This is a genomic window from Spongiibacter taiwanensis, from assembly GCF_023702635.1.
Lineage (GTDB): Bacteria > Pseudomonadota > Gammaproteobacteria > Pseudomonadales > Spongiibacteraceae > Spongiibacter > Spongiibacter taiwanensis.
Window position 1 is genome coordinate 215,933 of record NZ_CP098455.1, and the last position, 24,952, is coordinate 240,884.

Genomic DNA, 24,952 nt, shown 5'->3' on the forward strand with positions numbered 1-24,952 from the left:
TGGGTTAGGTTGAGTGCCAACGCTTTTTGCTGATATGGGATAACTGTTGAGCCGATAAACTGCCGGGCTAATTTTGACTGAGCACCAGGCGAACCACCGACGTGACGGTGATAATAAACACGATGACAAACAGTATCGCAGCAATCACGTAGTTTCGAAATTTGCCGTGCTGAAAGTCCCGCTCACGGTTCTTGCGACTTTGCACGCCGAACGCCGCAGACAATACGCTGCCAATCACCGCAAGGGGCCCCGGCGTATTGTTGCTGGTCTTGTCGTCCTGGTCTTGATGCTGAGCCACCTTTTACCTCGTTGTCGCAGTTGATGGAGGCTATTTTAAGGCGGTGAACCGGCCGGGAAAAGTGACGAATATGAATAAGCGATAGCGATGCGGTCGATATGCTTAAGTTGTCTGAAAATTTCTTGCTATAATCGGTCATCGATTTATAGCCCTACTGCCACTGCCGAGGTTACCCATGAGCGACAAAGACCAAGAAACCCGCGAAGATAACACTGCTGACGCCATCGCCGCCATTGCCATTCTGAGCTTGGTTGTGGCCACGGTAGTGTACTGGCTCTACCATATGCCAAAGTAAGACCCAGTATTACTGATCTAAAGAAAAAGGCCGCAAATGCGGCCTTTTTTGTGGCAGCCCCATTCGACAAAGGGCCGCCTTTGACTGGAACCCTCAGGGATCGTAATCCAGATTGGGTGACAGCCATTTCTCCATTGCCTTGAGCTCCATGCCCTTACGCTTGGCAATATCTGCGACCTGCTCCTTGTTGATTTTACCCACGGCAAAATACCTCGCCTGAGGGTGCGAATAGTAAAATCCGCTCACCGATGCCGCCGGAAACATGGCCAGATGCTCGGTCAGGCTGATCCCGGTGCGAGCACTGGCATCAAGCAGCTTGAACAGGGTTTCCTTTTCGGTGTGGTCTGGGCAGGCAGGGTAGCCCGGCGCAGGGCGAATGCCCCGGTAGGCTTCCTTGATCAGCTCCTCGTTACTGAGTTGCTCGTCCGGCGCATAGGCCCAGAATTCGGTCCGCACGCGCTTGTGCAAATGCTCGGCAAAGGACTCGGCCAGTCGGTCTGCCAGGGCCTTGACCATAATCGAATTGTAATCGTCACCCTTGGCCTCGTAGGCTTTTGCCAGTTCCTCCGCGCCAATCCCCGTGGTAACGGCAAAGCCACCCACATAGTCTTTCACACCAAGCCCTTCGGGGGCGATGTAATCCGCCAGGCTCATTTGCGGTTTATCATCGGGTTTAACGGCCTGTTGCCTAAGGTGGTGCAGGGTGGCCAGGGTATGACCATCCTCGGGATCCATCACCGCCACATCGTCGCTGCCAACTCGCTGTGCGGGCCAAAAACCGATGACGCCTTTCGCCTTGAGGCTGCCGTTGGCGATGATCTCATCGAGCATTTTTTGTGCGTCGTTAAACAGGTTGGTGGCCGCTTCACCCACAGTATCGTCGCTGAGAATGCGAGGGTACTTGCCCGCCAAGCCCCAGGAGATGAAAAAGGGCGTCCAGTCGATCGTTTCCCGCAGGGTTTCCAGCGGGTAATCGATAAATTCGCGCAGGCCGAGGAAGGCTGGCTCCGGTGGGGTATAGCTCGCCCAGTCGGTGGTGAACGCCCGTTTGCAGGCGTCCTCGTAACCGAGCAGGCGCGTTTTGCCCTGGCGACCAGCCCGGCGCGCGCGAACCCGTTCGTAGTCCTCTCGCTGCTCCTGAACAAACGCCGCCTTGAGGTCCTTGCTGATCAGCTGACTGGCAACCGACACACTGCGTGATGCGTCCGGTACATACACGGTGCCGTCGTTCTGATACTTGGGCTCGATTTTTACCGCCGTGTGCGCTTTAGAGGTGGTGGCGCCACCAATCATCAATGGCACCGACAACCCCAGTCGCTGCATTTCGCTGGCCACGTGGACCATTTCATCCAGTGACGGCGTAATCAGTCCGCTCAGGCCAATAATATCAACGTTTTCCTGTTTGGCGGTTTCGAGGATTTTTTCGCAGGGCACCATTACCCCAAGGTCGATTACCTCAAAGTTATTGCACTGCAGCACGACGCCGACAATGTTCTTGCCAATATCGTGAACGTCGCCTTTCACGGTAGCCATCAGTACTTTGCCGTTGGCCTTGGCACCCACTTCCTTGCCCGCTTCTATAAAGGGGTTGAGGTAGGCCACCGCCTGTTTCATTACCCGCGCCGACTTGACGACCTGAGGGAGGAACATCTTGCCGTCGCCGAACAGGTCGCCAACCACATTCATGCCGTCCATCAACGCACCCTCGATAACATCAATGGGCTTGGCCGCTTGCAGGCGTGCTTCCTCGGTATCCTCTTCAATGTAATCGGCAATCCCTTTTACCAGGGCATGCTCGATGCGTTTTTCTACCGGTAATTCCCGCCAGCTGAGATCTTCTTTGGCAGGGCCGGCGGTGCCATCGCCTTTGAACTGGTCGGCGATCTCGAGCAGGCGCTCCGTGGCATCATCCCGGCGGTTGAGAATCACGTCCTCCACCCGCTCGCGCAGCAGCTCGGGTAGATCATCGTAAATTGCTAACTGGCCGGCGTTGACGATACCCATATCCATGCCGGCTTTGATTGCGTGGTAAAGAAATACCGAGTGAATCGCTTCCCGAACCGGGTTATTGCCCCGGAAAGAAAACGACACGTTAGAGACCCCGCCGGAGATCAGCGCGTGGGGCAGGGCTTGACGAATAAAGGCGGTGGCTTCAATGAAGTCCACGGCATAGTTGTTGTGTTCTTCGATCCCAGTGGCCACCGCAAAGATGTTCGGGTCGAAGATAATGTCCTGGGGCGGAAAGCCGATTTCATTTACCAGAATGTCGTAGGACCGCTGACAGATATCTTTGCGCCGTTGGAGATTATCGGCTTGGCCGGCCTCGTCGAAGGCCATCACTACCACCGCTGCACCGTATTTCAGACACTGCCGCGCGTGGGCGCGGAACTCTTCCTCGCCTTCCTTTAAGGAGATCGAGTTAACGATTGGCTTGCCCTGAATGCACTTCAAGCCCGCTTCGATAACCGCCCATTTGGACGAATCCACCATGATCGGCACCCGGGAGATATCGGGCTCAGAGGCGATCAGATTGAGAAAGGTCACCATGGCCTTCTCGGCATCGAGCATGCCTTCATCCATGTTGATGTCGATGATCTGGGCGCCGTTTTCCACCTGCTGCCGAGCCACCGACAACGCTGCGTCAAAGTCATTTTCCAGAATCAAACGCTTGAACACGGCGGATCCCGTCACGTTGCAGCGCTCGCCGACATTGACAAACAGGGTCTCGGGGCCGATTTCGAAGGGCTCGAGCCCGGCCAAGCGGCATTTGGGCGCATGCTGGGGCAGGGGGCGCGGCGCGGCGCCGTCAACGGCTTTTGCGATGGCCTCGATGTGGGCGGGTGTGGTACCGCAACAGCCGCCGATCAGGTTGAGGTAGCCGCGCTGGGCAAAGTCGCGCAGCTCGTCGTGCATGTCCTCGGGGGTTTCATCGTATTCGCCAAACTCGTTGGGGAGACCAGCATTGAAGTGGCCGCTGAAGTAGCAGTCAGCTGCATCAGCCAGTTCCTCAACAAATGGCCGTATCTCACTGAATCTTCTACCACAATTACTGCCGACGATAAGGGGTTTTGCGTGGGCAATGGAGTTCCAGAATGCCTTGGGTGTCTGCCCCGACAGGGTGCGGCCACTGACGTCTGGAAAGGTCACCGAGACCATAATTGGCAGCTCAATACCGGTGTCCTCAAAGTACTGCAGCACCGCAAAGACCGCAGCCTTGGCGTTGAGACTGTCAAATACCGTTTCGATCAAAATAATATCGCTGCCGCCGTTGACCAGGCCGCGGGTCGACGCATAGTAATCGGCAACGAGCTGATCGTAGGTGATATTGCGGGCGCCCGGATCATTGACATCGGGGGAGATGGACGCAGTACGGGGTGTCGGGCCGAGAATGCCTGCCACAAAGCGTGGTTTGGCAGGGTTGCGGGCGGTTTCGGCATCGGCCACTTCCCGGGCCAGTCGCACACCCGCTTCGCTCAGCTCTTCGGCGATGTCGCCGAGTTCGTAATCCTGCTGGGAGATAGCCGTGGCGTTGAAGGTATTGGCGCCGATCAGATCGGCGCCCGCATCGAGGTAGGCCTGGTGGATTTCCCGCACCACTTGCGGCTGGGTCAGGGTCAACAGGTCGTTGTTGCCTTTCAGGTCGCGGTGATAATCCGCGAAACGCTCACCGCGATAATCCGCTTCGGAGAGTTTGTAGCTCTGCAGCATGCTGCCCATCGCCCCGTCGATGATTAAAATTCGTTCTTTGAGGGCATTAAGCAGCAATTCGCTACGATTGATCGCGTCGGTCATGAATATCCTGGTGAAACTGGCAAATGGTAAGACAATGCAAAGGTTTGCGGGCTGTGGCGGCAATCGCCTTCGTGGTAAACTGCGCAATTCTAGCAGATACTCCCGCGTCCATTGAAATTGTTTGCGAAAACAGCGGGATATGAAGAGGTGTATATGGCAAGCGAAGAAGTCGTCGCAATCGAAAACCCTGTTAATCTGACCATTACCGAGTCGGGGCAGGATTATTTGGCCGAGTTGCTCGCCAAGCAGGACGACGTCATTGGGGTGCGTGTTTTCATCACCCAGCCGGGCACCCCCAAGGCGGAAACCTGTATTGCCTACTGTCGCGATGGCGATGCCAACGACGGTGATGTGGTGGTGGAATACCCAAAATTTAATGCCTATTTCGAGGCCCGCAGCGTGCCGTTTCTGGATGAGGCGCTGATCGACTACGCCAAAGATCGCATGGGCGGGCAGCTCACCATCAAAGCGCCTAACGCCCGCTTACCCCGGGTGAGCGCCGACAGCCCCCTCGAAGACCGTATTAATTACGTGCTCTACAACGAGGTGAATCCCGGTCTGGCTGCCCACGGCGGCGAAGTGTCTCTGGTGGAGGTTACCAGCGACAAATACGCCGTACTCAAGTTTGGCGGTGGCTGTCAGGGTTGCGGCATGGTTGATGTGACCCTTAAAGAAGGCGTGGAAAAAACACTTCTCGACCAAGTGCCGGAATTGGCAGGTGTTAAGGACAATACCGATCACACCAATACCGAGAATGCTTACTTCAAATAACCGTCGCCGGCCTCCGGCCGGTGACCAGCGTGCCCGAATCAAATGAGACTGCCCAAAACCCGTACGGAAATTCAGGTCCGTTTCTCAGACCTGGATATGCTTGGCCATGTCTCCAACAGCGTGTATGCCCAGTACTTTGATCTGGCTCGGATCGATTATTTTCGCGAAGTGCGGGAATTCAGCGAAGTTCCGCAATACGTGGTGGCCAGTGTGAAGATGGATATGCTGCAGGAGATTCGCTTTGACCACCGGGTCGTCGTGGAGACCTGGGTAGAGAGCGTCGGAACCAAAAGCATGAACATTGCCCACCATCTTTACGCCAACGGTGACTGCGTGACGGTCAGTCGCAGCGTGCTGGTGGGGTTCGACACCCAAACCCGTAAGGCCGTGGCCTTGCCCACGGACTGGGAGCCCACCGATCCAAGTAAAATCCCCGAAGTGCCCGCCCGACTCAAACCCGGTATCGGGTAGGGCGCCGCAATGGCTCATTGTCCCTGTGGTTCTGGACTTGATTTTGAGCACTGCTGTGGCGTCCTCATCAGGGGGGAGCGCCTGGCGCAATCCCCCGAAGAGCTGATGCGTTCGCGCTATAGCGCCTTTGCTACGGGTGAGGTGGACTACCTGATCCACACATGGCTGCAACCACCGGACTCCCGGGATGCACTGGCAGCAGACATTACCCAAACGCGCTGGACCAGACTGGTGATTGTTTCTGCTCCGCCTGCGCGCAAAGACCAGGGCGAAGTGGAATTTGCCGCATTCTGTCAGACCGGTGAGGCCAGCTTCGACCAGCTTCATGAGCGTTCACGTTTTGTCTTCCAGAATGGCCGCTGGCACTACGTGGATGGCAAAATGTTGCCGCCAATCAAACTAGGCAGAAATGAACCCTGCTATTGTGGCAGCGGTCTGAAACGCAAAGCGTGTCATCCGAATTAGATCAACAGCCATGCGGATTCTGTCCTACAACGTTCACAAAGGTTTTTGCTCCGCCAACCGTCAGTTTCTGCTGGCCGATATTCGGGAGAGTATTCGTGCTGTCGATGCTGATGTGGTGTTTCTGCAGGAGGTGGTGGGCGAAAATCACCGCCATGCCCGGGCAATTGACAATTGGGTTCACGGTGGTCAGTTCGAGTTTCTCGCCGACAGTATTTGGCCCCATTTTGCCTATGGCAAAAACGCTGTGTATCAACACGGCCACCACGGCAATGCCATTTTGAGCAAGTTTCCGATTATCCATTCAGACAATGTGGATGTGTCGCTCTACCGCCAATCCCAGCGCGGCTTGCTGTTTAGCGAGGTCGAGTCGGGTGTGCATTTGGTCTGTGTTCACATGGGTCTGCTTGGCTGGGAGCGCCACCGACAGTTCCAATTGCTGGAGCGCGCTATCGCCGAACGGGTACCGGCTGCTGCGCCGCTGATTATTGCCGGTGACTTCAATGACTGGACGGGGGCAATCCACCAGCGGTTTAAACGCCATTTGCGCCTCAGGGAAGCCTTCACCCAGCTCACCGGCAAGCCGGTGCGCAGCTTCCCCGTCAAGCGGCCGTTTTTTCGCCTGGATCGAATCTACTATCGTGGTTTTGAGGCCGTCGAAGCACGGCGCCTCAGCGGTCCGCCCTGGGACCGGCTTTCAGATCATTGTGGCATTTATGCGGAGCTGCTTCCGGCTGATGCCGGTGCGCGGTCGTAAACTGAGAAGCCACCATAAAAAAAGCCCCGGGGGACCGGGGCAATGCCATAGATGGTATAGAAGCACTTTTACTACGCCGCTAGAAAATCTTTAGATCAAAAAAAACGCCCATCGGGCGTTTTTTTTCAAATGTACCAGCGTCTCACGAAGCCAATTCAGGCGGGAGCGCCGTCTGCACTTCCGACTATTGGTTACGCGTTGGCAGTACATCTTTGATTTTATTGCGTAATTTGCGCAGTGTGGTTTCGGTATCGTCCCAGCCGATACAACCGTCGGTCACCGAAACACCGTACTGCAATTGGCTCAAGTCAGCGGGAATACTTTGATTGCCTGGCTTGAGGTTGCTCTCGATCATTAAACCAATGATGGATTTGTTGCCCTCGAGAATCTGGTTGCCCACGTCTTCTACCACCAGAGGCTGCAACGCCGGGTTTTTGTTCGAGTTGGCATGACTGCAGTCCACCATAATATTCAGCGGGTGGCCGGCCTTGGTCAGCGCATCCTCACACAGTTTGATGTGGACTGAATCGTAGTTTGGGCCGGCGCTGCCGCCGCGAAGAACTACGTGAGCATAGGCGTTGCCCCGGGTGTGGATAACCGCGACCTGGCCATCGTCGTTCATACCCAGAAAACGGTGGGGGTTAACGGCAGAGCCAATGGCATTCATGGCAACGTCAACACCGCCATCGGTGCCGTTTTTGAAGCCCACAGCCGAAGACAGGCCGCTGGCCATTTCACGGTGGGTCTGCGACTCGGTGGTGCGGGCGCCGATCGCCGACCAGGCAATAAAGTCTTGCAGGTACTGGGGCGAAATGGGGTCCAGCGCCTCGGTGGCGGTGGGCAGGCCGATGTCGCAGATATCCATCAACAATTTGCGACCAATGTGCAGCCCCTCTTCAATTTTGAAGGTGTCATTGAGATGGGGATCGTTGATCAGGCCCTTCCAGCCAACCGTGGTACGCGGCTTCTCAAAATACACACGCATCACAATGACCAGTGTATCAGCGACTTCATCGGCCAGTTTCTTTAAGCGACCGGCATAATCAAGGGCGGCCTCAACATCGTGGATAGAGCAGGGGCCAACCACCACAAACAAACGGTGATCTTTGCGATCGAGAATATCGCGGATGGTTTGGCGGCTTTGGGATACCAGCTCCCGGGCACTGTCACTCATTGGCAGCGCGGCTTTCAGTCGAGCCGGAGTAATGAGGATCTCCTGGGCTTCGACATTCAGATTTTCGACAATCGGTTTAGACATAAGGCCTACGCAACATCAATTTCAAAAGAGCCGGGCATTTTACCCTAAAGGTTCGCTAAATAAATGCACAGCGAGGAAATTCGGCAGTAAAATACGCAAATAATTGGTCGCTGTGGATGTTAGCCGTTGTTGTTATTTCGCCTGTTTGCCCTTTTGCTGGTCTTGCCCCTTGGGAGTCAGGCCCAGTCGGGGGAAAAATACCCTTCGCACGACGATAACACTCCGGTGAAAGAGCAGCCCTTGCCCCTTGAAAAATGGTCGCCGCGCCCGCGAATACTCCCCCACGACGACCCGAACCAGCTGCCCTGTGATCAGGTCGGGCAGGTCAAACCCACCAGCGAGCAACACCGCCGTGACCTGCAGGCGCGCCGTCAGCAATGCTTGCAAAAGTACCGGGCTTTCACTCCAGGCGACGGAGTGCGCTAATGGCCCAACGCAAGGGGCCCACCACGTTCAAAGCTCGCCCCAGAAAGAAGACGCCACCGCAGAAAGCGTTCGAGCTCGATATTGTCGATCTCGCCGATGACGGCCGGGGAGTGGCCCGACACCAAGACAAGGTGGTGTTTGTCGTCGGTGCGCTCCCGGGAGAACGGGTCTCGGCCACCTTGGTGCGGCAGCAGAAGCGCTATGACGATGCCATCCTGTCGCAAGTGATCAGGCCATCTCCGTCACGAACTACCCCTTTTTGCCAATACATTGAACGTTGCGGTGGTTGCCAGCTCCAGCATCTGGAAATCGATGCCCAGCGCAAGGCAAAGGTGGATCGCTTGGCCAGAGCACTTGGCCAGACAATCGATACCGACGGGCTGGAGATGCTGGTGTCCCATGACAAGGGTTATCGGCACCGGGCCCGCTTGAGCTACCGCCAGGGTGTATTGGGATTTCGCGCAGCGGCCAGTCACGACGTTGTCGACATCGCCAGCTGTCCGATTCTCGACCCGGTGCTGGACCGGGCGTTTCGGGAGAAGCGCGGGATCTTGCTCGAGTATCTTCGGGATGCAGGGCCATCGGAGTTGTTGTTGGCAGTGGGTGAGGGCCGTGTTGGCCTCACCATCCAGCAAAAAGCCCCGCTCCACCAAGCGGCTATTGAACACCTGGCCCAGACGCTTGCACCTGAAATAATGCTGTTTGCTGTTCACGCCGCAACCGGGGGTTGGCGGGGTGAAAACGCGCCACTGGCGTATCCTTTGCCCGGGGATTTGTCGATCGCCTTTGAGCCTGGGGATTTTACCCAGGTGAACCCGAACGTAAATCGCCAGATTCTGCTCACCATCAGCCGGTGGCTATTGCCTCAACCCGGCGAGCGCATTGCCGATTATTTTTGTGGCTTGGGTAACTTCGCCCGGGTGCTCGCCAGCCACGGCGCAGAGGTCGAGGGTTTTGATATGGGGGAGCAGATGTTGCAGCGAGCCCAGATCCAGGCTGATGCAGAAAAACTGCCCATTCGGTACACACAGGCCGATCTTTTCAACCCGGCGCATTTGCGGTTGCCTCAGGGGGTTAAGAAAGCCGTTCTCGATCCGCCCCGGGCGGGTGCAATGGCCTTGTGCGAATTTTTGGCGGGCCGCAAAGCACTCGCCAGCCTTGCCTATGTTTCGTGCAACCCTGCCAGTCTCAAGCGCGACCTGGCAATTCTGACCGCAGGTGGATTTCGGGTCGTGTCTGCTCTGGCTGCCGATATGTTTCCCCACAGCCACCATGCAGAGTCACTGGTGCTGCTGCGCCGCTAACGGCAGTTTGGTGCTGATCACCAACTAGCCCGATTTTTTTGCCAGCAACACCACGAATTTAGGATCTGAGGCAATCACCTCAATCTTGCCGAACAGTCGTTTCAAGTCCTGGTGATAGCCCAAATGCCGGTTTCCCACAACGCAGAGCTGGCCGCCAGGGCTTAGGTGGTAATGGGCGTCTCTGAACATCTGCCGAGCGATGTGGTCGCCCAGATCGTACTCCTGGTGGAAGGGCGGGTTGCACAGCACCAGGTCAAAGGGCGCACCCTGGTAGGCGGTCATGCCGTCACCGGCGCAAAATTGGGCCTTGGTGGTCGGGTAATGTGCCGCCATATTTTCCCGGGCGCTGTCGATGGCCAGAAAGGAATCATCAAAGAAATGCAGTTGCGCCTGTGGCCAGTGGTGTAGGGCGCGCAGGCCGAGCAAGCCATTACCGCAACCCAGATCTGCGATTCGCGGCTGGCCCGGGGGCGAGAGCTGAGGCATCACCCCGATCAGCAACCGGCTGCCGCGATCCAGTTTGCCGCGAGAAAAGACATTGGCCCGATTAGACAGCGCAAGATCCCATTCAGGCAGGTTGGTGACCTGGCGATCTTCCTGAATATCGGCTGGACCCAAGGCTTCGCCAAAGAAAATCAGTCGCGCCTTTTTCCAGGCCAGACTGGGCTGGGTTGGTCCGGCAATGCTGTCGATCAAATCGATGGTTGGCCGGTCGATATGCTTGACCATCCCGGCACCGATCAACTGCGCGCCCGCATTCACCAGATCAATCAATCGTTCCAGCTGGAAGCGTAGCAGCGAGTGGCTCTTGGGCAGGCGGAAGAAAATTCGGCTGTATTGCCCCGTCGGCACTTCGGTGGCAGGCAGAAATTGAGGATTTGCCGCGCCGTTGCGCCCGGTGTTTTCCACGGTGGCCAGTTGGGCGACGGCAGAATCGCCCCAGCTGACGCAGCGGTATCCCTCTTGCTGGAGGGCCACCGCCAGGGCGCCGAAACGATCATTGACTAACAGCACCGGCTCATCGCCATCCGGCGGCTGATCGGCCATATGCTGTAATAGCAAGAGGTCGGCTGCATCCCAGGCCTGCAGCACTTCCCGGGGGCGGCGGGGACGACGCAACAATTGCGCCGACCCAAAGGGGGAGGTCATCAAAGTGTTGGACATGAATGCGGCCCGGCCCTCAGGCGCTGGGAGACTCGAGCAGCTGTCGCTGTAATTCGGCGATCTCTGGCGCGCCTAAGCCCAAACCGATTTCCAGGTAGTTGTCGACGGTCTCATAGTGCTCTTCAATGGCGATAAAGGCCTCTTCCAGAAAGCGGGCCTGAACACCAAACAGGGTGCGCACAACGTCGGCGTTTACCTGGTTCATACTGTGCTCACCCAGATATCGCACCGCCTGCTCAATGCGGTTTTGGGTAAAGTGATTGGTGGCTAGGTAGTCTTCCATTACCGTGCTTCTGGACACACCCAGGGCGGTCATAATCATCGCGGCAGCAAAACCAGTGCGGTCCTTACCCGCGGTGCAATGAAACACCATGGGATAGTGCTCATCTTCCATCAACATGCCCAGCCAGTCTCGGAACACGCCAGTGAAGCGTTCGACCATTTCGCGATTGGCCTCGATCAGATAACGGGCCATCTCTTCGGGTGTGGCGTCCTGCTGCATGAGGTGGCGGGAAATCTGCTCAACCTGGGCGGCGTCGACCGAAACCGGCATGGGCCGGACGATGATCTGGGTCTGATCCAGCAGGCTATGGGGCGACTCCTGGCGCTCCTCATCAGAGCGAAAGTCCACCACCTTACGGATACCCAGACGCTCTAGAAATCGCTGGTCATCATCGGTCAAGCGGGACAGCTTGTCCGAGCGATACAGTTTGCCCCATTTCAGGCTGCGGCCATCTTCGGTGAGATAGCCGCCGAGGTCGCGAAAGTTATGCGCCTTGTTAAAGGGCAGCTTGCGTAATTCCAGGCGTTGCTGGGGCGGCATCTGAGCGGGAATCGGCCGCGTCAGATAATCGTAGGGAAGTTCGACGGGTTCAACCGGGGGCAGCTTCATGGGCGTAAGGCACTAAGGTGAGATGGGGCGTCCGCAAGATTAAGGCATTGTACCTTGCCAGTGCCAGTATTGACCAACACTGGGCGCCCTAACGGGGTCGATAAGCGACTACGGTCCATCCTGCTGCGCCAATATTTCCCAGTAATGACACGCCGCCGAGTGGCTATCTGCTGGCGCCGATTCCAACGCGGGTTCGGCTTCCGCGCATGTGGGCTGGCGGTGGGGGCAACGGGTGTGAAACCGACAACCACTGGGCGGTGCCAGTGGTGAGGGTAAGTCGCCTTTGGCGACTTGTACGGGTGACGGCGGCACACCAAGCTGGGGCAGGGCAGACAACAGGGTTTTGGTATATGGATGCCGCGGCCCTTCATAAACTGCGGTTGCCGGCCCCACCTCGGCCAATTTTCCAAGGTACATCACCGCGATCCGGTCACTCATGTGGCGCACTACTGACAGATCGTGGGAGATAAACAGCATCGCCAGCCCCAACTCAGCCTGGATATCCACTAACAGGTTGAGTATTTGGGCCTGCACCGACACGTCCAAGGCGGAGACCGGCTCATCGCAGATCAGAATCTTCGGTTCGAGGGCGATGGCCCGCGCGATACCAATGCGCTGGCGCTGGCCGCCGGAAAACTCGTGGGGATATTTGTTGGCAGCACTTTGGGGAAGGCCGACCATATCCAGCAGGGCCAAGACCCGTTGACGGCGGCTGGCGCGATTGCCAACACCGTGAATCACTAACGGCTCTTCAATGAGGGTTTCAACCGGATGGCGGCTGTTTAAAGACTCGAAGGGGTCCTGGAAGATCATCTGCAGGTCGGCCCGCAGCGGGCGCATCTCCCGGTCTGATAGTCCCACCAACTCCCGGCCCTGATAGCGAATGCTGCCCGCCGTGGCCCGGTGAAGGTTGAGAAGGGCCTTGCCCAGACTACTCTTGCCACAGCCCGATTCACCAACCAAGCCCAGGGTTTCGCCGGCCTGCAGCGAAAAACTGACGCCATCGACTGCTCGCAGCCATTGGCGTGGTGAGAACATTCCCCCTTTGTGGGGAAAGTGGAGTTTGAGGTTTTCGACCTCTAACAGCGGTGCACTCATGCCTGCAGCTCCCGCCAGTGGTGGCAGGCAACCCAGCCGCTGGTTTCATCAGCCGGGGTGAGGGGCGGGTTCTCCTGTCGGCAGCGCTCATCTGCACGGTGGCAGCGGTTGGCAAAGCGGCAGCCCGCCGGCATTTCACTGGCTGACGGCACCTGGCCTTCAAGGGATCTCAAGGGCGACTTTGGCGGATGACCGGCGCCGGGCAGCGCGCCAAGCAAGCCCTTGGTATAAGGATGGCGCGGAGTGGAAAACAGCGCCGCGCTGTGGTTCTGCTCAACGACTTGACCAGCGTACATCACCGCAATACGGTCGCTAAGCTGAGACACCAGCGCCAGATCATGGGTGATAAACAGCATGGCCATGCCGCGCTCATATTGCAGCCGCTTGAGGAGCTGGACGATTTGCGCCTGGATGGTGACATCCAGTGCTGTCGTCGGCTCATCGGCGATCAGCATGGTGGGCTCGCAACTCAGCGCCAGCGCAATCATCACCCGCTGACGCATACCGCCTGACAGCTCGTGGGGGTAGGCATCTACCCGATCTTCCGGCGCCGGGATACCCACCTCGGCGAGTAATTCAATCACTCGCGCCCGGCGTTGGCCTTGACTCATTTCGGGGAAGTGCAGGGCCAATGCCTCGCCAATTTGCTTGCCAATACGGTGTACTGGATTGAGGGCGCTCATCGGATCCTGAAAGATCACCGCAATCTGGCGCCCGCGCAGACGGGCCATCGCGTTAACGTCGAGGGCATCCAATGCTTGGGATTGAAACTGGATCGATCCCCGGCTACGGCGCGCCTGGGGCTTGGGTAGCAGGTCGAGAATCGACATGGCCGTGAGGCTTTTGCCGCAGCCAGATTCACCAACCAGCCCAAGGGTTTCCCCTTGCCCAATTTGCAGGGAAACGCCACTGACCAGCTCCCGGTAGACGCCCTCGTCATCGCGAATTTCCACAGCCAGATCTGCAATGGCAAGCAGGCTCATTAGTTAAGCTTCCACGTTTCGTCAATTTCCAGCAGCGGCGCCGGGGGGAGGGGTTGACCCTTGTCCTTCAGGTCTTCAATCTGCCGTTTGGCCGCTTCGTCAATCCAGAAAAGGCCACCACTGCCGCCCATGGGTGAAAACAGCTGGTCGCTGGTGCGCGTCCCGTGAAAGGCGGGCAACTTTAACCAGCGCCAATAGGCTTCCCGGGTGTAGGGCACTTTAAACGTCGGGATATAGGAGCCCTGTTCATACACCATTTGTTCCAGCTCATGGGCCAGTTTTACCCGGGTCACTTTATCCGTGGCCGTTCGATAGGCCATGATTTTCTCGTCCATCTGGGGATTGTCGGTGTTGGTCACATTATTGGTCTGGGGCTTATGGGCGTTATCGGAGTGATAGAACTCCCAATATCGCGGCGAGAGCCCGGCACCGGACCAGGCCATCCAGGCGGCCTGGTGTTTGTTTTCCAGAATCTGTTTGAAGGCGGTGGACCCATCCAGCAGGTTGAGTGCTAACTCGATGCCGGCCTTGCGCGCCTCCTGGGCCAGTATCACCAGGCGATCATTGTGTCCGCTGCTGTAGTAGGTGACCCGAATACTCAAGCGCTGGCCATCCTTGACCCGAATGCCATCGGGGCCCCGCTCGCTCCAGCCAGCCTCGGTCAGGTACTGGTCGGCCTTGGCTAAATCAAAGCGACGGGCGCGAATATGGGTATTGGTGTAATCACCGTAGCCCTCATTGGCGGTTTGCATGCGCTCGTAATCGCCCCGCAATACGGTGTCGATCACCTTTTGCACGTTGAGGGCGTGAGCAATGGCGTAGCGGACCCGCTTGTCATCCAGAGGTGGGGCATCTTCATTCAGGAACAGGCCGTTAATCGGCTGAGGCACATCGTTGTAGAACTTGATCTTGGCCACGTAGCCCTGCTCGTAGATCTCACCCTGTGCTTTTTTATGCCAGAAGCGGGGCATCAGCAGCGGAAAGTTATCCAGTTCGCCTTTGCGAAAATATTGGTAGGCCACGTTGATATCGCGTATCACCTTCACCCGGATATGCTCTGGGTTAAAGCGATACTGAAAATAGCGCTTATTGTTGGCCCACCAATCTGCCTTGCGGGTAAATTCGACGTATTTGCCCTTGCGGACCTCACTGATCTGATAGGGTCCGGTATTTGGCTCGATACGCCAGTTGTAGTCCCGTACCCAGTTCTCATCCAGGATGTGAAAGTGCTCAGGAACGGGCGACAGGCTCAGATCAAACAACATTTCATCGGCGGGCTTGGCGACCGAACCGGCAATGCCGATGGTGTGATCGTCGTACTTCACCACCTCGGTAATCACCTCTGAGAAATAATTGTTATACCAGGGGGCCAGAATGAATTTTGAGCGCATGAACGACAGGGCGAATACATAGTCGTCCGCAGTCACTGGCTCGCCGTCTGACCAGCGCGCATCGGGGTCAAGCCGATAAAAGATACTGTGGCCGTCGTCACCGAAGGCCCAGTGGGTTGCCAACTCTGGGATCGGCTTTAGCGTGTTGGGGTGGAGGCCCACTAAGCCGAGATCATTGGCGCGCAAAAAACTGGCGAAACTGCCATTGGAGTCCGGCCCCACGAGGCGCAAGGTTAACGGGAAAGTGGTGACAAAGGTGCGAAAGCGTCCGCCCCGTTTCGCATCCGGGCTGGCGAAGATGGGGTCTTCATTGTTGGTTTGCCACTGCAGATCCGCAGGCAGGGCCTCTGGTAACCCGGCCTGCGCTGGTAGGGCGCATAGATTGGCGAACAGGACCAGCAACAGGCTGGCGACGATTTTACTCATAGTAACTGAACTGCTTCGGATCGTAGGCATCCCGAATGGCCTCACCCACATAGGCGACCAGCATCAGGATGACGGTCATGGCCACCACAACTGAGCCCACTATCCACAGGGACTCGAGGTTTTCGGTGCCTTGTTTCAATAGCTCTCCCCAACTTGGCGTCGGTGGCGGCAGGCCAAAGCCGAGAAAATCCAGCACCGTCAGGGACGTGATACCGCTGGCAACGGAGAAGGGCACGAAGGTCACCAGGGTGGAGACGCTGTTGGGTAATATATGGCGAAACATAATCCGGCTGCCGGAGGCGCCCAGTGCTCTGGCCGCCATCACGTAATCACGGGCAACCTCTTTATAGGTTGCTGTGCGCATGTACCAGGTCATGCCGGTCCAGCCGAAGAATGCCATGATTAACAGCAGGGTCCAGAAGCCGGGAGTGATAATGGAGGCGACAATCATGATGACGTACAGGAAGGGGACGTTCGACCAGATCTCTATAATGCGCTGAAAAATCAGATCGAAGGCGCCGCCCCAAAACCCCATCAAGCAGCCAATGGCTACCCCAACGCCATAGTTGAGGATGAGCAGCGCGATCGAAAATAAAATTGCGATGCGAAAGCCGTATAGCAACCGCGCCGCCACGTCTCGCCCGCTGGTGTCGGTGCCTAGATAATGTTGCGTTGCCAGAGACGAGGCGTGGGGCGGGAAGTCTCCGGCAATCAAATCGGTCTCTAATGGACCAAAGGGGATTGGCGGCATCAGCAGCCAGTTACCCTCATCCTGGTCGGCAAAATGCTGTTGCAGATCCCGGTAATTGACCTCGTAGGCGTAATCGAGGCCAAACTGCTCGCCGCTATACACATTGCTATACGTAGGGAAGTACCACTGGCCCTGGTAATGAACCAGCAAGGCGCGATTGTTGGCGAGAAGCTCTGCCCCCAGGCTCAGGGCAGTGAGCAGCAGTAAGAGCCAGGCCGAGTAATAGCCGCGTCGGCTGCGCTTGAATCGCTGCCAGCGCTTGATTGCAACGGGATTTTTCAGGCTGAAGATGCTCATGCGGTTGCAGGGCCACCAAAGCGAATACGGGGGTCCACCAAGGCCACGCACAGGTCCGAGAGAATATTGCCGACCATATACAACAAGGACGAGATCACCAGAATGCCCATGACGACCGGGTAATCCCGTTCGAGAATCGCCTCGTAACCCAACAAGCCAATACCATCGATATTGAAAATGGTCTCAATCAGAAAGGAGCCGCCAATCAGCACGGAAATATTGTTGCCAAAAGAGGTTGCGATGGGAATCAGGCTATTGCGGGTGGCATGGCGCCGTACCGCCTGATGGCGAGACAGGCCCTTGGCGGCGGCGGTGCGCATATAGTCGGCAGACTGGTGATCCATCAGCGCATTTTTCATCATGAAGGTGGTCATGGCAAAACTGCCGGCCATGTAGGCGATCAGCGGTAGCACCGCATGGTGGAAAACGTCCTGGACCCGTCCCCAATAACTCAGGTCATCGAAATCATCGCTAACGAAACCGCCCAGCGGAAACCAGTCCCAGTAGCCAGCAAACAGCGAAATAGCCGCAATCCCAATAACGTAACTGGGCAGGGCATAGCCGAAAAAAACAACCCCGGAGGACCAAGCGTCAAAACGGCTGCCATGATACATCCCCTTGAGCAGCCCGAGGGGAATGCATACCGCATAGGTAAGGATGAGGGTGGTGATGCCGAAAAACAGCGATACCGGAAAGCGCTCTTTGATGATGTCCCAAACGGGATCCTGATAGCGGGTGGAGTGACCTAAATCAAACTGCAGCACCTTGCCCAACCACTCTGCATAACCAGTTAGCACTGGCTTATCAAAGCCATAATAGGCCGCAAGATCCTTGAGCTGTTCCTCCGAAAGCGTGCCACCACTGCCTTGGTTTTTTTGCATGGCGCCACTTTCGCCCCCCAGTTGCGCCTGGGTCATCATCCTCTCGATCGGCCCGCCGGGAACCACCCGCGTGACCGCGAAAACCAGAAGGGTGATACCGATGAAGGTGGGCGCAATGAGCAGAAACCGGCGAAGGAAATAAGCCGCCATAGACCTCGCTTAGATCAAATCAGGTGACAGACCGTTGCTAACTTAAAGGCCTGCGCGAGTGATGTCTACATAAAGTGTGAGGGACTGGCCGGGGCGCAGATACTTACTGGGATTGATCTTGTTCCACTCCAGAATATCGTTGACGGTTACCTTGAAGCGATTGGCGATGCGTGCCAGAGAGTCGCCTTTGCGGACCTTATACCCGACCTTGCGAATCATTCGGGAATCAATTTCCTTCTCCACCCAGACAGAAAGACGCTGCCCAGGGCGAATCACATTTTTCTGGCTGAGGCGGTTCCAGGAGGCCAGCTCTTTCGTGGAGGTATTAAACTGGGCCGCAATATGGCTGAGGGTGTCACCAGGCTGAACCGTGTAGAACTGCTTAACGACTTCGGTGCTCTCGTTACCGCTCACCAGACTATCGCCATTGCGCGCGTCCGGGATTAACAGCGTTTGACCGATCTGCAGCGTGCTGCTCTTGAGCTGGTTGTTATTTTTAATGGTGGCCACATCAACGTGGTGAGCGCGGGCGATTTTGGTCAGGTTATCGCCAGAGCGAACCTTGTATTGCTGCCAGCTGATCCGCTTTTCCGGCGGAATCGACGCCAACCGTTGGCGGAAGCTGTCTGCGCTCTCGCTGGGCACGAGCAAGCGGTGGGGGCCTTCCGGTGAGGTCATCCAGCGATTAAAGCCGGGGTTCAAGCGATACATTTCATCCACCGAAATGTCCGCCAGCTTGGCCGCCTGGGCAAGATCGATCTGGCTGCCGGTGTTCACCACCGCAAAATGGGGGGTATCCGCCAGTTCGGGCAAGCTGATATTAAAGCTGGCAGGGTTTTTGTAGATCTGTACCAGAGCGAGAAATTTGGGGACGTAATCTTCTGTCTCAGAGGGCAAATTCAGCGACCAGAAGTCGGTGCCTTTGCCGCGGGCGCGATTCTTCTTGATGGCTCTACCCACCGTGCCTGACCCGGCGTTGTAGGCGGCAAGCGCCAGCAGCCAGTCACCATCAAAACGCTTGTTCAAGCTCTCCAGGTAATCCAGTGCTGCCTCGGTTGCATCAATGACATCCCGGCGACCGTCGAACCACCAGTCCTGACGAATGCCCACATGCTTGGCGGTACTCGGAATGAACTGCCACAGTCCCGCAGCACGACCGTGGGAGTAGGCGAGCGGATCGTAAGCGCTTTCAACAATGGGCAACAGTGCCAGGTCGGTGGGCAGTCCGCGCTTTTCCAGCCGGTGCATGATGTAGTGCAGGTAGCGCGAGCTGCGCTTGCTGACTTTAGTCAGGTAGTAGGGGTGTTTGGCGTACCAAGCCTGCTTGTCTTCAACTTCAGCGTGATTTGCCAGATCTTGTAATTCGAGCTGATCTGCCAGGCGCACCCAAATGGAGTCGTAAACCCGCGGTGTGACGGGTTTGGCGCGTACCTGCGCCACCAGGGGCTGAGCAGAGGCGACGACGGTTTTGGCGGCTGGCTTGCCGTCGTAGCGGTAACCTTTGGAGTTGTGCTTACGCTCGACTTTCTCTTCCTGGATGCCCACCAACTGGCAGCTGCCGTCGCGAACAGAGCCAGCATTGCTGCACAACCGCTGCTGGCCAGAAGTGCCTGACCTCGCAGTATCGGGGCGCTTTTGTACCGGGGCACAGCCACTGACAAGCAGTATCGCCACGCTGAGAAGAGCTAAAATTAGGCCGCTATTTTTTGTCATAATTAGTTTTAATTATCGATTGTAAGCCCTTGTTGCAGGTCAAAAATTGTCTTTCCAGGAACGCAAGCCTGCAAATATCTGGACATCAGTCCAGCGTTGCAGCTGAGCCCAGCTGGCTACGTTGCGTTGTATTTCCTGGCTTTTGACGCGCAGAAAAGGGTTGGTTTGCCGTTCCAGCTCGATGGTGGAGGGAACGGTAGCAATACTTTTTTTACGTTTTTTCTCAGTTTCTTCGAAACGCGCCTTAAGCGCAAGGTTTTCAGGCTCAACCGCCGAGGCAAAAACCAGGTTGCTGAGGGTATATTCGTGGGCGCAATAGACCCGTGTGGCACCCGGAAGTTCGCTCAGTTTGGTGAGGGAGTTGAGCATTTGCTCGGGGCTACCCTCAAACAGCCGACCGCAACCACCGGCGAACAAAGTGTCCCCGCAAAACAGGATTGGGTCGCAATTATCGGGCTGTGCGAAGTAGGCAACGTGATCGAGGGTGTGACCGGGGACTTCGTGAACCGAAAACGCAATGTCAAAAATGTGAACCCGGTCGCCATCGAAAAGGCGGCGATTAATCTCCGGGACGGAATTTTGGGGACCATAGACGGGAAGATTGGGCCATTTTGCCATCAGTTTGGCGAGACCACCGACATGGTCAGGGTGATGATGGGTGATGAAAACTGCGATAAGCTCTAGATTGGCGCGAGACAGCGCCTCGATTGCGGGCACAGCATCGCCGGGATCAACCAGGATCGCTTCATTGCCCCGGCGAAGGCACCAGATATAGTTGTCCTGAAACGCCGGTATGAGATCTATCGTAATCGTGTTCTGCATAATTGTTCGCTAGGGTAATAAACCCGTTTTTATCTGGCAAGAACAGTGCCAAAAACTTGGGCTTTAGTTCATGAAATCGTCACGGAGGAAGGGATATGGCCAGTTGGCGCACTCAACACTCCCCTGATGTTCTGCTCCCTGCACTGCGGCAGTGGTTCAAGTCTTCGGTGGGCCGAACAGTGCTTCAGGAGGAGCGACCGTTAATTAACCGCGCGGTCAGCGATAATGATATTGCCCACTGCAACTTGCTCAAACTTAGCGTCATTCCCGACGGCTGTCCCCTGGATGCCGAAGATTATCGGCGTCAGTTCCATCTGGGCAGCCCCGCACAGTACGGCTTCAGTCAAGTGTTGGATGCTATCTGCGATTTTCAACAGCTGCCGATTGCCAACGAGTCCCAGGACGTGGTGGTGCTGCATCACTTGCTGGAGTTTGTCGACAATCCCCACCGGGTGCTCAGAGAAGTGGAGCGGATCGTCGTACCTCATGGCAAGGTGGTAATTTGCGGCATCAACCCCTTTTCGCTGCTGGCAATGCGTGGCCTGCTGGGCAAGGTCAAGCGCAGCGCGATGTGGCAAAACCACCGCCTGACGATTCATCGCATCACCGACTGGCTGTCGTTGCTGGGCTTTGATGTGCAAGATGTCTCCTACGGTTTTCATCGCCTGCCCATCAACAAACCCGCTGTGTGCATGCAACATCGGCCCCTGCCAACCACCATCGCGATGGGTGGCATTTTTGTGCTCAGCGCGACAAAATACCGCGCGCCGCTGACACCCTCGGCGGACTCCTTGCGCAGCCGCGCCCAGATTCTGCGCCACCCAGCAATGGCCGGCGCAACCCGCAACATCAAGACATGAGACACCGATGACACAAACCGCAAGAACGGTTGAGATTTTTACTGATGGCGCCTGCCGGGGGAACCCGGGGCCCGGTGGATGGGGCGCCGTGCTGCGTTGGGGGGACGCGGAAAAGCAGCTCTATGGCGGCGAAGCCGATACCACCAATAACCGAATGGAGCTGTTGGCCGCGATCGAAGCTCTGCAGGCCTTGAAGAAACCCTGTGAGGTCGTCCTGACCACTGACTCCCAGTACGTTCGCAAGGGCATTACCGAGTGGATTGAAAACTGGAAGCGGCGTGGCTGGAAAACCGCAGCAAAGCAGCCGGTAAAAAATGCGGACCTATGGCGGCGGCTGGACGAGCAGGCAAGCCGGCATAGCATTCAGTGGCAGTGGGTGAAGGGGCACAGCGGCCACCCTGAAAACGAGCTGGCCGACGCCCTGGCCAATCGCGGAATAGACACCTTGAGAATGAAAAAATGAGACAGATTGTTCTCGATACCGAGACCACCGGCCTGGACCCCAACCAGGGGCATCGCATTATTGAAATCGGTTGTGTTGAGCTGGTGGACCGTAAACTGACGGGCCGCCATTACCACCAATACATCAATCCTGGCCGGGAGGTGGACGCCGGCGCCGTTGAGGTGCACGGTATCACCAACGAAATGCTGGCAGACAAGCCCACATTCTCTGCGATTGTTGATGATTTTCTGGATTTCATCCGCGGTGCGGAACTGGTGATTCACAACGCCCCCTTTGATGTTGGCTTCATTGATGCCGAACTCCGCCACGAGCTTCGCGAGGAAACCGTCAACAGTCTGTGCACGGTGGTCGACACCCTGGTGATGGCCCGTCAAAAGCACCCTGGCCAGCGAAACTCGCTGGATGCATTGTGCCAGCGCTACATGGTGGACAACTCCCAACGGGACCTCCACGGCGCCTTGCTGGATGCCGAAATTCTCGCCGACGTCTATCTCCTGATGACTGGCGGTCAAACCAAGCTGGCCTTGTCGGCAGAGGAGGGCGACGATGGGGAGGCTCGATCAGATAACGCCATCCGCCGGCTCAGCAGTCAACGCCCACCGCTGAGGGTGATTTCTGCCAACTCTGAGGAGCTGGCAGCCCACAACAAATTGCTTGATATTGTCGACAAAGCCAGCGGCGGCACCAGTCTTTGGCGCCGCACGCCAGAATAATTTTAATGAGCACTGCCGGATTGCGCGCTGGGAAAGCGAGCAAAATGGTGGTAAATAGTCTTAAATATCGGCAGCTTAAATGCACAAATAAAGGTGCTGAGTCAAAATTTGTCGGCAACGAGGTCAGCGCGTGACCCTTAGATTTGAAATCAATTCCAGCTCGATGGGGCTCGTCTCCGAAGAGCTCAATAAAACGTTGCAGCAGGCAACCGGGGCATTTGAGACCTTTTTATCAGAGCGCCATAGCCTCGACCTGCTGTCTCAATGTGAGGCCGACCTTCGCCAGATAGGCGGCACCCTTCGACTGCTTGAAATTAAAGGCGCCGCATTGATCGCCGACGAAATGCGGGCCCTGGCGCGCAATATTATTGGCAATACCGAAGCCGTACCCGAAAATCAGCTCAACGCACTCTCCACTGCGTTTTTTGTACTGCCCCGGTATTTGGAGTCGGTGCAGAACAACCGGGCCGAGTTGCCGGTACTGGCTCTGAGTCATGCCAATGAGCTGCGGGCCGCCCACGGCCAGCTGCTGCTTCCTGACAACTACTTTTCCGGCCCCAGCCCGTTCCTGTTTTCACGTGATTCAAAGTTGCGAGTGACCTCCGACCCGGTGGCAGATACCGAGCTACCCAGTCAGTTGCAACGCCAGCGGCAGATCTACCAGACCGGACTGCTGGGCATGTTTCGCGACAACGAGGTTCAGCCCCACGCGCAATTGATGAGTCGCGCATCGCGCCGGCTGTGCGGCATGGCACAACCGGGGCCAGAACAGCGATTTTGGCTGCTGGCCAATGCGCTGCTTGATGCCTATTGCCAGGGCGGGTTGGAGTTAACCGCCCAGCGCAAGCGTGTGCTCGCCGCGGTTGAGGGCCAGATCCGCGCAAAATTGAAAGAACGGCCGGTTGGCAACGAAGTTCTTGAGCAGGAAATTGTTTTTTTGCTGCAGCTGTCTGGCTGTACTGAGGGGCTAGCCGGGCGGGTTATCAAAGCCGCCGGGATTCGCCCGGAACAGCACACCGACGCCGAGCTTCGGGATTTTCGGCACCAAATGCTGGGGCTTAGCTACGATACCGTTTCATCGGTGCTCAATGAGTTACGTGCCGAGCTGCGGCACGCCCGTGATGTACTGGAGCTGCTTGCCCAGCACGGCAGTTCTGAAGAAGAAGAGATATCACCTTTGTCTCAGCTCCTGCGGCAGAGCAGCGATGTACTCAGGGTGTTGAACCTGGGGAGCCTGGCGGACCTGCTCATCGGGCACCGCGACAAGCTCGATGCCATGGTGGGCCTGGACCTGGCCGGTAAAACCGATGAACTGGACGACCTGGCCGAGGCGCTGTTGTTTGTGGAGTCCAGCCTGGCCCAAATTGAGCGGCGGCAATTGACCACAGAGGATTTCGCCGACCTGTCGCCAGAGAAGCGCGACCAAATCTGTGCCGACAGTCAGCTGGCTGAAGCGCGGGGCATTGTTATTCAAGAAGCAAAAGACATTATCAATCTGGTCAAACGCTCGATTGCCGCCTACGCGGACTCGGGCTTTGACAGCAGTCATATTGCCAATCTGCCGGATTTTCTGCACTCGGCCAGGGGGGCATTCAAGTTGATGTGCATGCCCAAAATCACCGAGATCATGCGTGCCTCTGCGGTGTTTATGGACCGTTTTGTGCGGCGCAGCAATGTCGAAATCAGCGAAGACAATCGAACCCTGGAAACCTTGGCAGACGCCATGATCAGTATCGAGTACTACCTCAATGAACTGACGCGGCATCACCAGGCCGATGAGCGTATTCTGGCGCTTGCCGAAGCCTCATTGTCGGAGCTTCGTGAAAAGGTGGTCACCGTATGAGTCTTGATCAGTTCCTGTACAGTGCCTGTGGTGCCGGTTTTATTCTGTGCCTGCTCAGCTTGATGCTGCTGCGTCGCCGTCCCCTGGCGGGCCTGATTGCCTTGATCATCACCGTTTCAGCCACGGTTGGAATTGCACTGCTCAGCCGCGATGTGCTGAGTTACCGGCGCCTGGGCGACGAGGAACTGGTGGCCAAAGTCTTTATCGGTCAACGGGACAAGCAGCGCTACGTGGTCAGCGTGGATCAACGCAATGAAGATGCACTGCAGTCTTTTATGATTGCCGGTGACGAGTGGCAACTGGACAGCCGTGTGCTGAAATGGGACAAAGAGCTGGCCCGGATCGGCTTTGATAACCTCTTCCGTTTAGAGCGCATTTCTGGTCGCTACCAAGACATCAATGCCGAAACGTCGGCGGTCCGCACCGCGTACTTGGTGAATTCCTCGGCGCCCGTCGACGTATGGCACTGGGTCAGGGAGATCGACTTTTTGTGGCAATGGGTTGCAGCGGATTATGGGAGTGCGGTCTATGCCCCCATGATTGATGGCGCTCAATATTCTGTTTATATGACCTACAGCGGCCTGAGTATTCGTCCGGACAATCCCATTGCCCAGGCCGCCCTCCGGCAATGGTCGCCTTGAGCCCCAGGTCAAGGCGCTCTAAGATCACCC

Annotated in this window: 24 protein-coding genes; 12 read left to right on the plus strand and 12 right to left on the minus strand. The window is 56.8% G+C overall.

Features of this window, described 5'->3' with window-relative positions; genetic code table 11:
• Nucleotides 1-67 precede the first annotated feature (67 nt).
• Nucleotides 68-298 (minus strand): DUF2970 domain-containing protein, encoded by a 231-nt coding sequence (locus NCG89_RS01155; protein ID WP_251087941.1) that lies wholly within the window; start codon nucleotides 296-298, stop codon nucleotides 68-70.
• A 175-nt stretch (nucleotides 299-473) separates the two neighbouring features.
• Between NCG89_RS01155 and NCG89_RS01160 the strand changes: the two genes are divergently transcribed.
• Entirely contained in the window at nucleotides 474-593 is a 120-nt protein-coding gene (locus NCG89_RS01160) for a methionine synthase (RefSeq protein ID WP_251087942.1), read from the plus strand.
• A gap of 93 nt (nucleotides 594-686) precedes the next feature.
• On the opposite strand, the gene metH is transcribed toward NCG89_RS01160, so the two are convergent.
• A complete protein-coding gene (metH, locus tag NCG89_RS01165; RefSeq protein ID WP_251087943.1) occupies nucleotides 687-4,385 on the minus strand; it encodes a methionine synthase in 3,699 nt (1,232 codons plus the stop codon).
• Between the two features lie 153 nt (nucleotides 4,386-4,538).
• Here metH and nfuA point away from each other — a divergent pair, with 153 nt between their 5' ends.
• The 4 genes from nfuA to NCG89_RS01185 are packed head-to-tail and all read left to right on the plus strand — an operon-like array spanning nucleotide 4,539 to nucleotide 6,846.
• Nucleotides 4,539-5,156, plus strand: a complete 618-nt coding sequence (gene nfuA, locus NCG89_RS01170) for a Fe-S biogenesis protein NfuA (RefSeq protein ID WP_251087944.1) — start codon at nucleotides 4,539-4,541, stop codon at nucleotides 5,154-5,156.
• A 42-nt stretch (nucleotides 5,157-5,198) separates the two neighbouring features.
• The gene (locus tag NCG89_RS01175; protein WP_251087945.1) at nucleotides 5,199-5,627 is read left to right on the plus strand and encodes an acyl-CoA thioesterase; all 429 of its coding nucleotides are present in this window, start codon (nucleotides 5,199-5,201) and stop codon (nucleotides 5,625-5,627) included.
• 9 nt (nucleotides 5,628-5,636) lie between these two features.
• Nucleotides 5,637-6,092: a YchJ family protein gene (locus NCG89_RS01180; protein ID WP_251087946.1), complete on the plus strand. Its 456-nt coding sequence runs from the start codon at nucleotides 5,637-5,639 to the stop codon at nucleotides 6,090-6,092.
• Nucleotides 6,093-6,102: 10 nt separating this feature from the next.
• Nucleotides 6,103-6,846 carry an endonuclease/exonuclease/phosphatase family protein gene (locus NCG89_RS01185; RefSeq protein WP_251087947.1) on the plus strand — a complete coding sequence of 248 codons (744 nt, stop codon included), beginning with the start codon at nucleotides 6,103-6,105 and terminating at the stop codon, nucleotides 6,844-6,846.
• A 184-nt stretch (nucleotides 6,847-7,030) separates the two neighbouring features.
• On the opposite strand, the gene NCG89_RS01190 is transcribed toward NCG89_RS01185, so the two are convergent.
• Nucleotides 7,031-8,104: a 3-deoxy-7-phosphoheptulonate synthase gene (locus tag NCG89_RS01190; protein ID WP_251087948.1), complete on the minus strand. Its 1,074-nt coding sequence runs from the start codon at nucleotides 8,102-8,104 to the stop codon at nucleotides 7,031-7,033.
• Between the two features lie 126 nt (nucleotides 8,105-8,230).
• Between NCG89_RS01190 and NCG89_RS01195 the strand changes: the two genes are divergently transcribed.
• Entirely contained in the window at nucleotides 8,231-8,530 is a 300-nt protein-coding gene (locus NCG89_RS01195) for a hypothetical protein (RefSeq protein ID WP_251087949.1), read from the plus strand.
• Complete coding sequence (locus NCG89_RS01200; RefSeq protein WP_251087950.1) at nucleotides 8,530-9,834, plus strand: methyltransferase domain-containing protein; 1,305 nt, start codon at nucleotides 8,530-8,532, stop codon at nucleotides 9,832-9,834. The genes NCG89_RS01195 and NCG89_RS01200 overlap by 1 nt, the downstream gene beginning before the upstream one ends.
• Before the next feature lie 24 nt (nucleotides 9,835-9,858).
• Here the strand turns inward: NCG89_RS01200 and NCG89_RS01205 are convergent, their stop codons facing one another.
• From NCG89_RS01205 to gloB, 9 genes are all read right to left on the minus strand, one after another.
• Nucleotides 9,859-10,998, minus strand: a complete 1,140-nt coding sequence (locus NCG89_RS01205) for a methyltransferase (protein ID WP_251087951.1) — start codon at nucleotides 10,996-10,998, stop codon at nucleotides 9,859-9,861.
• Nucleotides 10,999-11,014: 16 nt separating this feature from the next.
• A complete protein-coding gene (locus tag NCG89_RS01210; protein WP_251087952.1) occupies nucleotides 11,015-11,890 on the minus strand; it encodes a tyrosine-protein phosphatase in 876 nt (291 codons plus the stop codon).
• A gap of 108 nt (nucleotides 11,891-11,998) precedes the next feature.
• Nucleotides 11,999-12,988 carry an ABC transporter ATP-binding protein gene (locus NCG89_RS01215; RefSeq protein WP_251087953.1) on the minus strand — a complete coding sequence of 330 codons (990 nt, stop codon included), beginning with the start codon at nucleotides 12,986-12,988 and terminating at the stop codon, nucleotides 11,999-12,001.
• Nucleotides 12,985-13,971, minus strand: coding sequence for an ABC transporter ATP-binding protein (locus tag NCG89_RS01220; protein WP_251087954.1), 987 nt, complete (start codon nucleotides 13,969-13,971; stop codon nucleotides 12,985-12,987). The genes NCG89_RS01215 and NCG89_RS01220 overlap by 4 nt, the downstream gene beginning before the upstream one ends.
• The gene (locus tag NCG89_RS01225; RefSeq protein WP_251087955.1) at nucleotides 13,971-15,788 is read right to left on the minus strand and encodes an extracellular solute-binding protein; all 1,818 of its coding nucleotides are present in this window, start codon (nucleotides 15,786-15,788) and stop codon (nucleotides 13,971-13,973) included. Before NCG89_RS01225 ends, NCG89_RS01220 begins: the two co-directional genes overlap by 1 nt.
• Nucleotides 15,781-16,836, minus strand: a complete 1,056-nt coding sequence (locus tag NCG89_RS01230) for an ABC transporter permease (protein WP_251087956.1) — start codon at nucleotides 16,834-16,836, stop codon at nucleotides 15,781-15,783. The genes NCG89_RS01225 and NCG89_RS01230 overlap by 8 nt, the downstream gene beginning before the upstream one ends.
• On the minus strand, nucleotides 16,833-17,867 hold the full coding sequence (locus NCG89_RS01235) for an ABC transporter permease subunit (RefSeq protein WP_251087957.1): 1,035 nt from the start codon (nucleotides 17,865-17,867) through the stop codon (nucleotides 16,833-16,835). Before NCG89_RS01235 ends, NCG89_RS01230 begins: the two co-directional genes overlap by 4 nt.
• 42 nt (nucleotides 17,868-17,909) lie before the next feature.
• Nucleotides 17,910-19,541: a LysM peptidoglycan-binding domain-containing protein gene (locus NCG89_RS01240; protein ID WP_251087958.1), complete on the minus strand. Its 1,632-nt coding sequence runs from the start codon at nucleotides 19,539-19,541 to the stop codon at nucleotides 17,910-17,912.
• Between the two features lie 78 nt (nucleotides 19,542-19,619).
• Nucleotides 19,620-20,402, minus strand: coding sequence for a hydroxyacylglutathione hydrolase (gloB, locus tag NCG89_RS01245; protein WP_251087959.1), 783 nt, complete (start codon nucleotides 20,400-20,402; stop codon nucleotides 19,620-19,622).
• A 95-nt stretch (nucleotides 20,403-20,497) separates the two neighbouring features.
• Between gloB and NCG89_RS01250 the strand changes: the two genes are divergently transcribed.
• From NCG89_RS01250 to NCG89_RS01270, 5 genes are all read left to right on the plus strand, one after another.
• A complete protein-coding gene (locus NCG89_RS01250) occupies nucleotides 20,498-21,262 on the plus strand; it encodes a class I SAM-dependent methyltransferase (RefSeq protein ID WP_251087960.1) in 765 nt (254 codons plus the stop codon).
• 7 nt (nucleotides 21,263-21,269) lie between these two features.
• On the plus strand, nucleotides 21,270-21,725 hold the full coding sequence (gene rnhA, locus NCG89_RS01255; protein WP_251087961.1) for a ribonuclease HI: 456 nt from the start codon (nucleotides 21,270-21,272) through the stop codon (nucleotides 21,723-21,725).
• A complete protein-coding gene (gene dnaQ, locus NCG89_RS01260; protein WP_251087962.1) occupies nucleotides 21,722-22,438 on the plus strand; it encodes a DNA polymerase III subunit epsilon in 717 nt (238 codons plus the stop codon). Before rnhA ends, dnaQ begins: the two co-directional genes overlap by 4 nt.
• 130 nt (nucleotides 22,439-22,568) lie before the next feature.
• On the plus strand, nucleotides 22,569-24,281 hold the full coding sequence (locus NCG89_RS01265; RefSeq protein ID WP_251087963.1) for a FimL-related protein: 1,713 nt from the start codon (nucleotides 22,569-22,571) through the stop codon (nucleotides 24,279-24,281).
• Complete coding sequence (locus tag NCG89_RS01270; RefSeq protein ID WP_251087964.1) at nucleotides 24,278-24,922, plus strand: cation/multidrug efflux pump; 645 nt, start codon at nucleotides 24,278-24,280, stop codon at nucleotides 24,920-24,922. Before NCG89_RS01265 ends, NCG89_RS01270 begins: the two co-directional genes overlap by 4 nt.
• Nucleotides 24,923-24,952 lie beyond the last annotated feature (30 nt).

Bases quoted from the DNA above. Each gene is read 5' to 3' on its own strand.
- NCG89_RS01160 (WP_251087942.1), top strand. From the start codon at position 474: ATGAGCGACAAAGACCAAGAAACCCGCGAAGATAACACTGCTGACGCC.
- metH (WP_251087943.1), bottom strand. From the start codon at position 4,385: ATGACCGACGCGATCAATCGTAGCGAATTGCTGCTTAATGCCCTCAAA.
- nfuA (WP_251087944.1), top strand. From the start codon at position 4,539: ATGGCAAGCGAAGAAGTCGTCGCAATCGAAAACCCTGTTAATCTGACC.
- NCG89_RS01175 (WP_251087945.1), top strand. From the start codon at position 5,199: ATGAGACTGCCCAAAACCCGTACGGAAATTCAGGTCCGTTTCTCAGAC.
- NCG89_RS01180 (WP_251087946.1), top strand. From the start codon at position 5,637: ATGGCTCATTGTCCCTGTGGTTCTGGACTTGATTTTGAGCACTGCTGT.
- NCG89_RS01185 (WP_251087947.1), top strand. From the start codon at position 6,103: ATGCGGATTCTGTCCTACAACGTTCACAAAGGTTTTTGCTCCGCCAAC.
- NCG89_RS01190 (WP_251087948.1), bottom strand. From the start codon at position 8,104: ATGTCTAAACCGATTGTCGAAAATCTGAATGTCGAAGCCCAGGAGATC.
- NCG89_RS01200 (WP_251087950.1), top strand. From the start codon at position 8,530: ATGGCCCAACGCAAGGGGCCCACCACGTTCAAAGCTCGCCCCAGAAAG.
- NCG89_RS01205 (WP_251087951.1), bottom strand. From the start codon at position 10,998: ATGTCCAACACTTTGATGACCTCCCCCTTTGGGTCGGCGCAATTGTTG.
- NCG89_RS01210 (WP_251087952.1), bottom strand. From the start codon at position 11,890: ATGAAGCTGCCCCCGGTTGAACCCGTCGAACTTCCCTACGATTATCTG.
- NCG89_RS01215 (WP_251087953.1), bottom strand. From the start codon at position 12,988: ATGAGTGCACCGCTGTTAGAGGTCGAAAACCTCAAACTCCACTTTCCC.
- NCG89_RS01220 (WP_251087954.1), bottom strand. From the start codon at position 13,971: ATGAGCCTGCTTGCCATTGCAGATCTGGCTGTGGAAATTCGCGATGAC.
- NCG89_RS01225 (WP_251087955.1), bottom strand. From the start codon at position 15,788: ATGAGTAAAATCGTCGCCAGCCTGTTGCTGGTCCTGTTCGCCAATCTA.
- NCG89_RS01230 (WP_251087956.1), bottom strand. From the start codon at position 16,836: ATGAGCATCTTCAGCCTGAAAAATCCCGTTGCAATCAAGCGCTGGCAG.
- NCG89_RS01235 (WP_251087957.1), bottom strand. From the start codon at position 17,867: ATGGCGGCTTATTTCCTTCGCCGGTTTCTGCTCATTGCGCCCACCTTC.
- gloB (WP_251087959.1), bottom strand. From the start codon at position 20,402: ATGCAGAACACGATTACGATAGATCTCATACCGGCGTTTCAGGACAAC.
- NCG89_RS01250 (WP_251087960.1), top strand. From the start codon at position 20,498: ATGGCCAGTTGGCGCACTCAACACTCCCCTGATGTTCTGCTCCCTGCA.
- rnhA (WP_251087961.1), top strand. From the start codon at position 21,270: ATGACACAAACCGCAAGAACGGTTGAGATTTTTACTGATGGCGCCTGC.
- dnaQ (WP_251087962.1), top strand. From the start codon at position 21,722: ATGAGACAGATTGTTCTCGATACCGAGACCACCGGCCTGGACCCCAAC.
- NCG89_RS01270 (WP_251087964.1), top strand. From the start codon at position 24,278: ATGAGTCTTGATCAGTTCCTGTACAGTGCCTGTGGTGCCGGTTTTATT.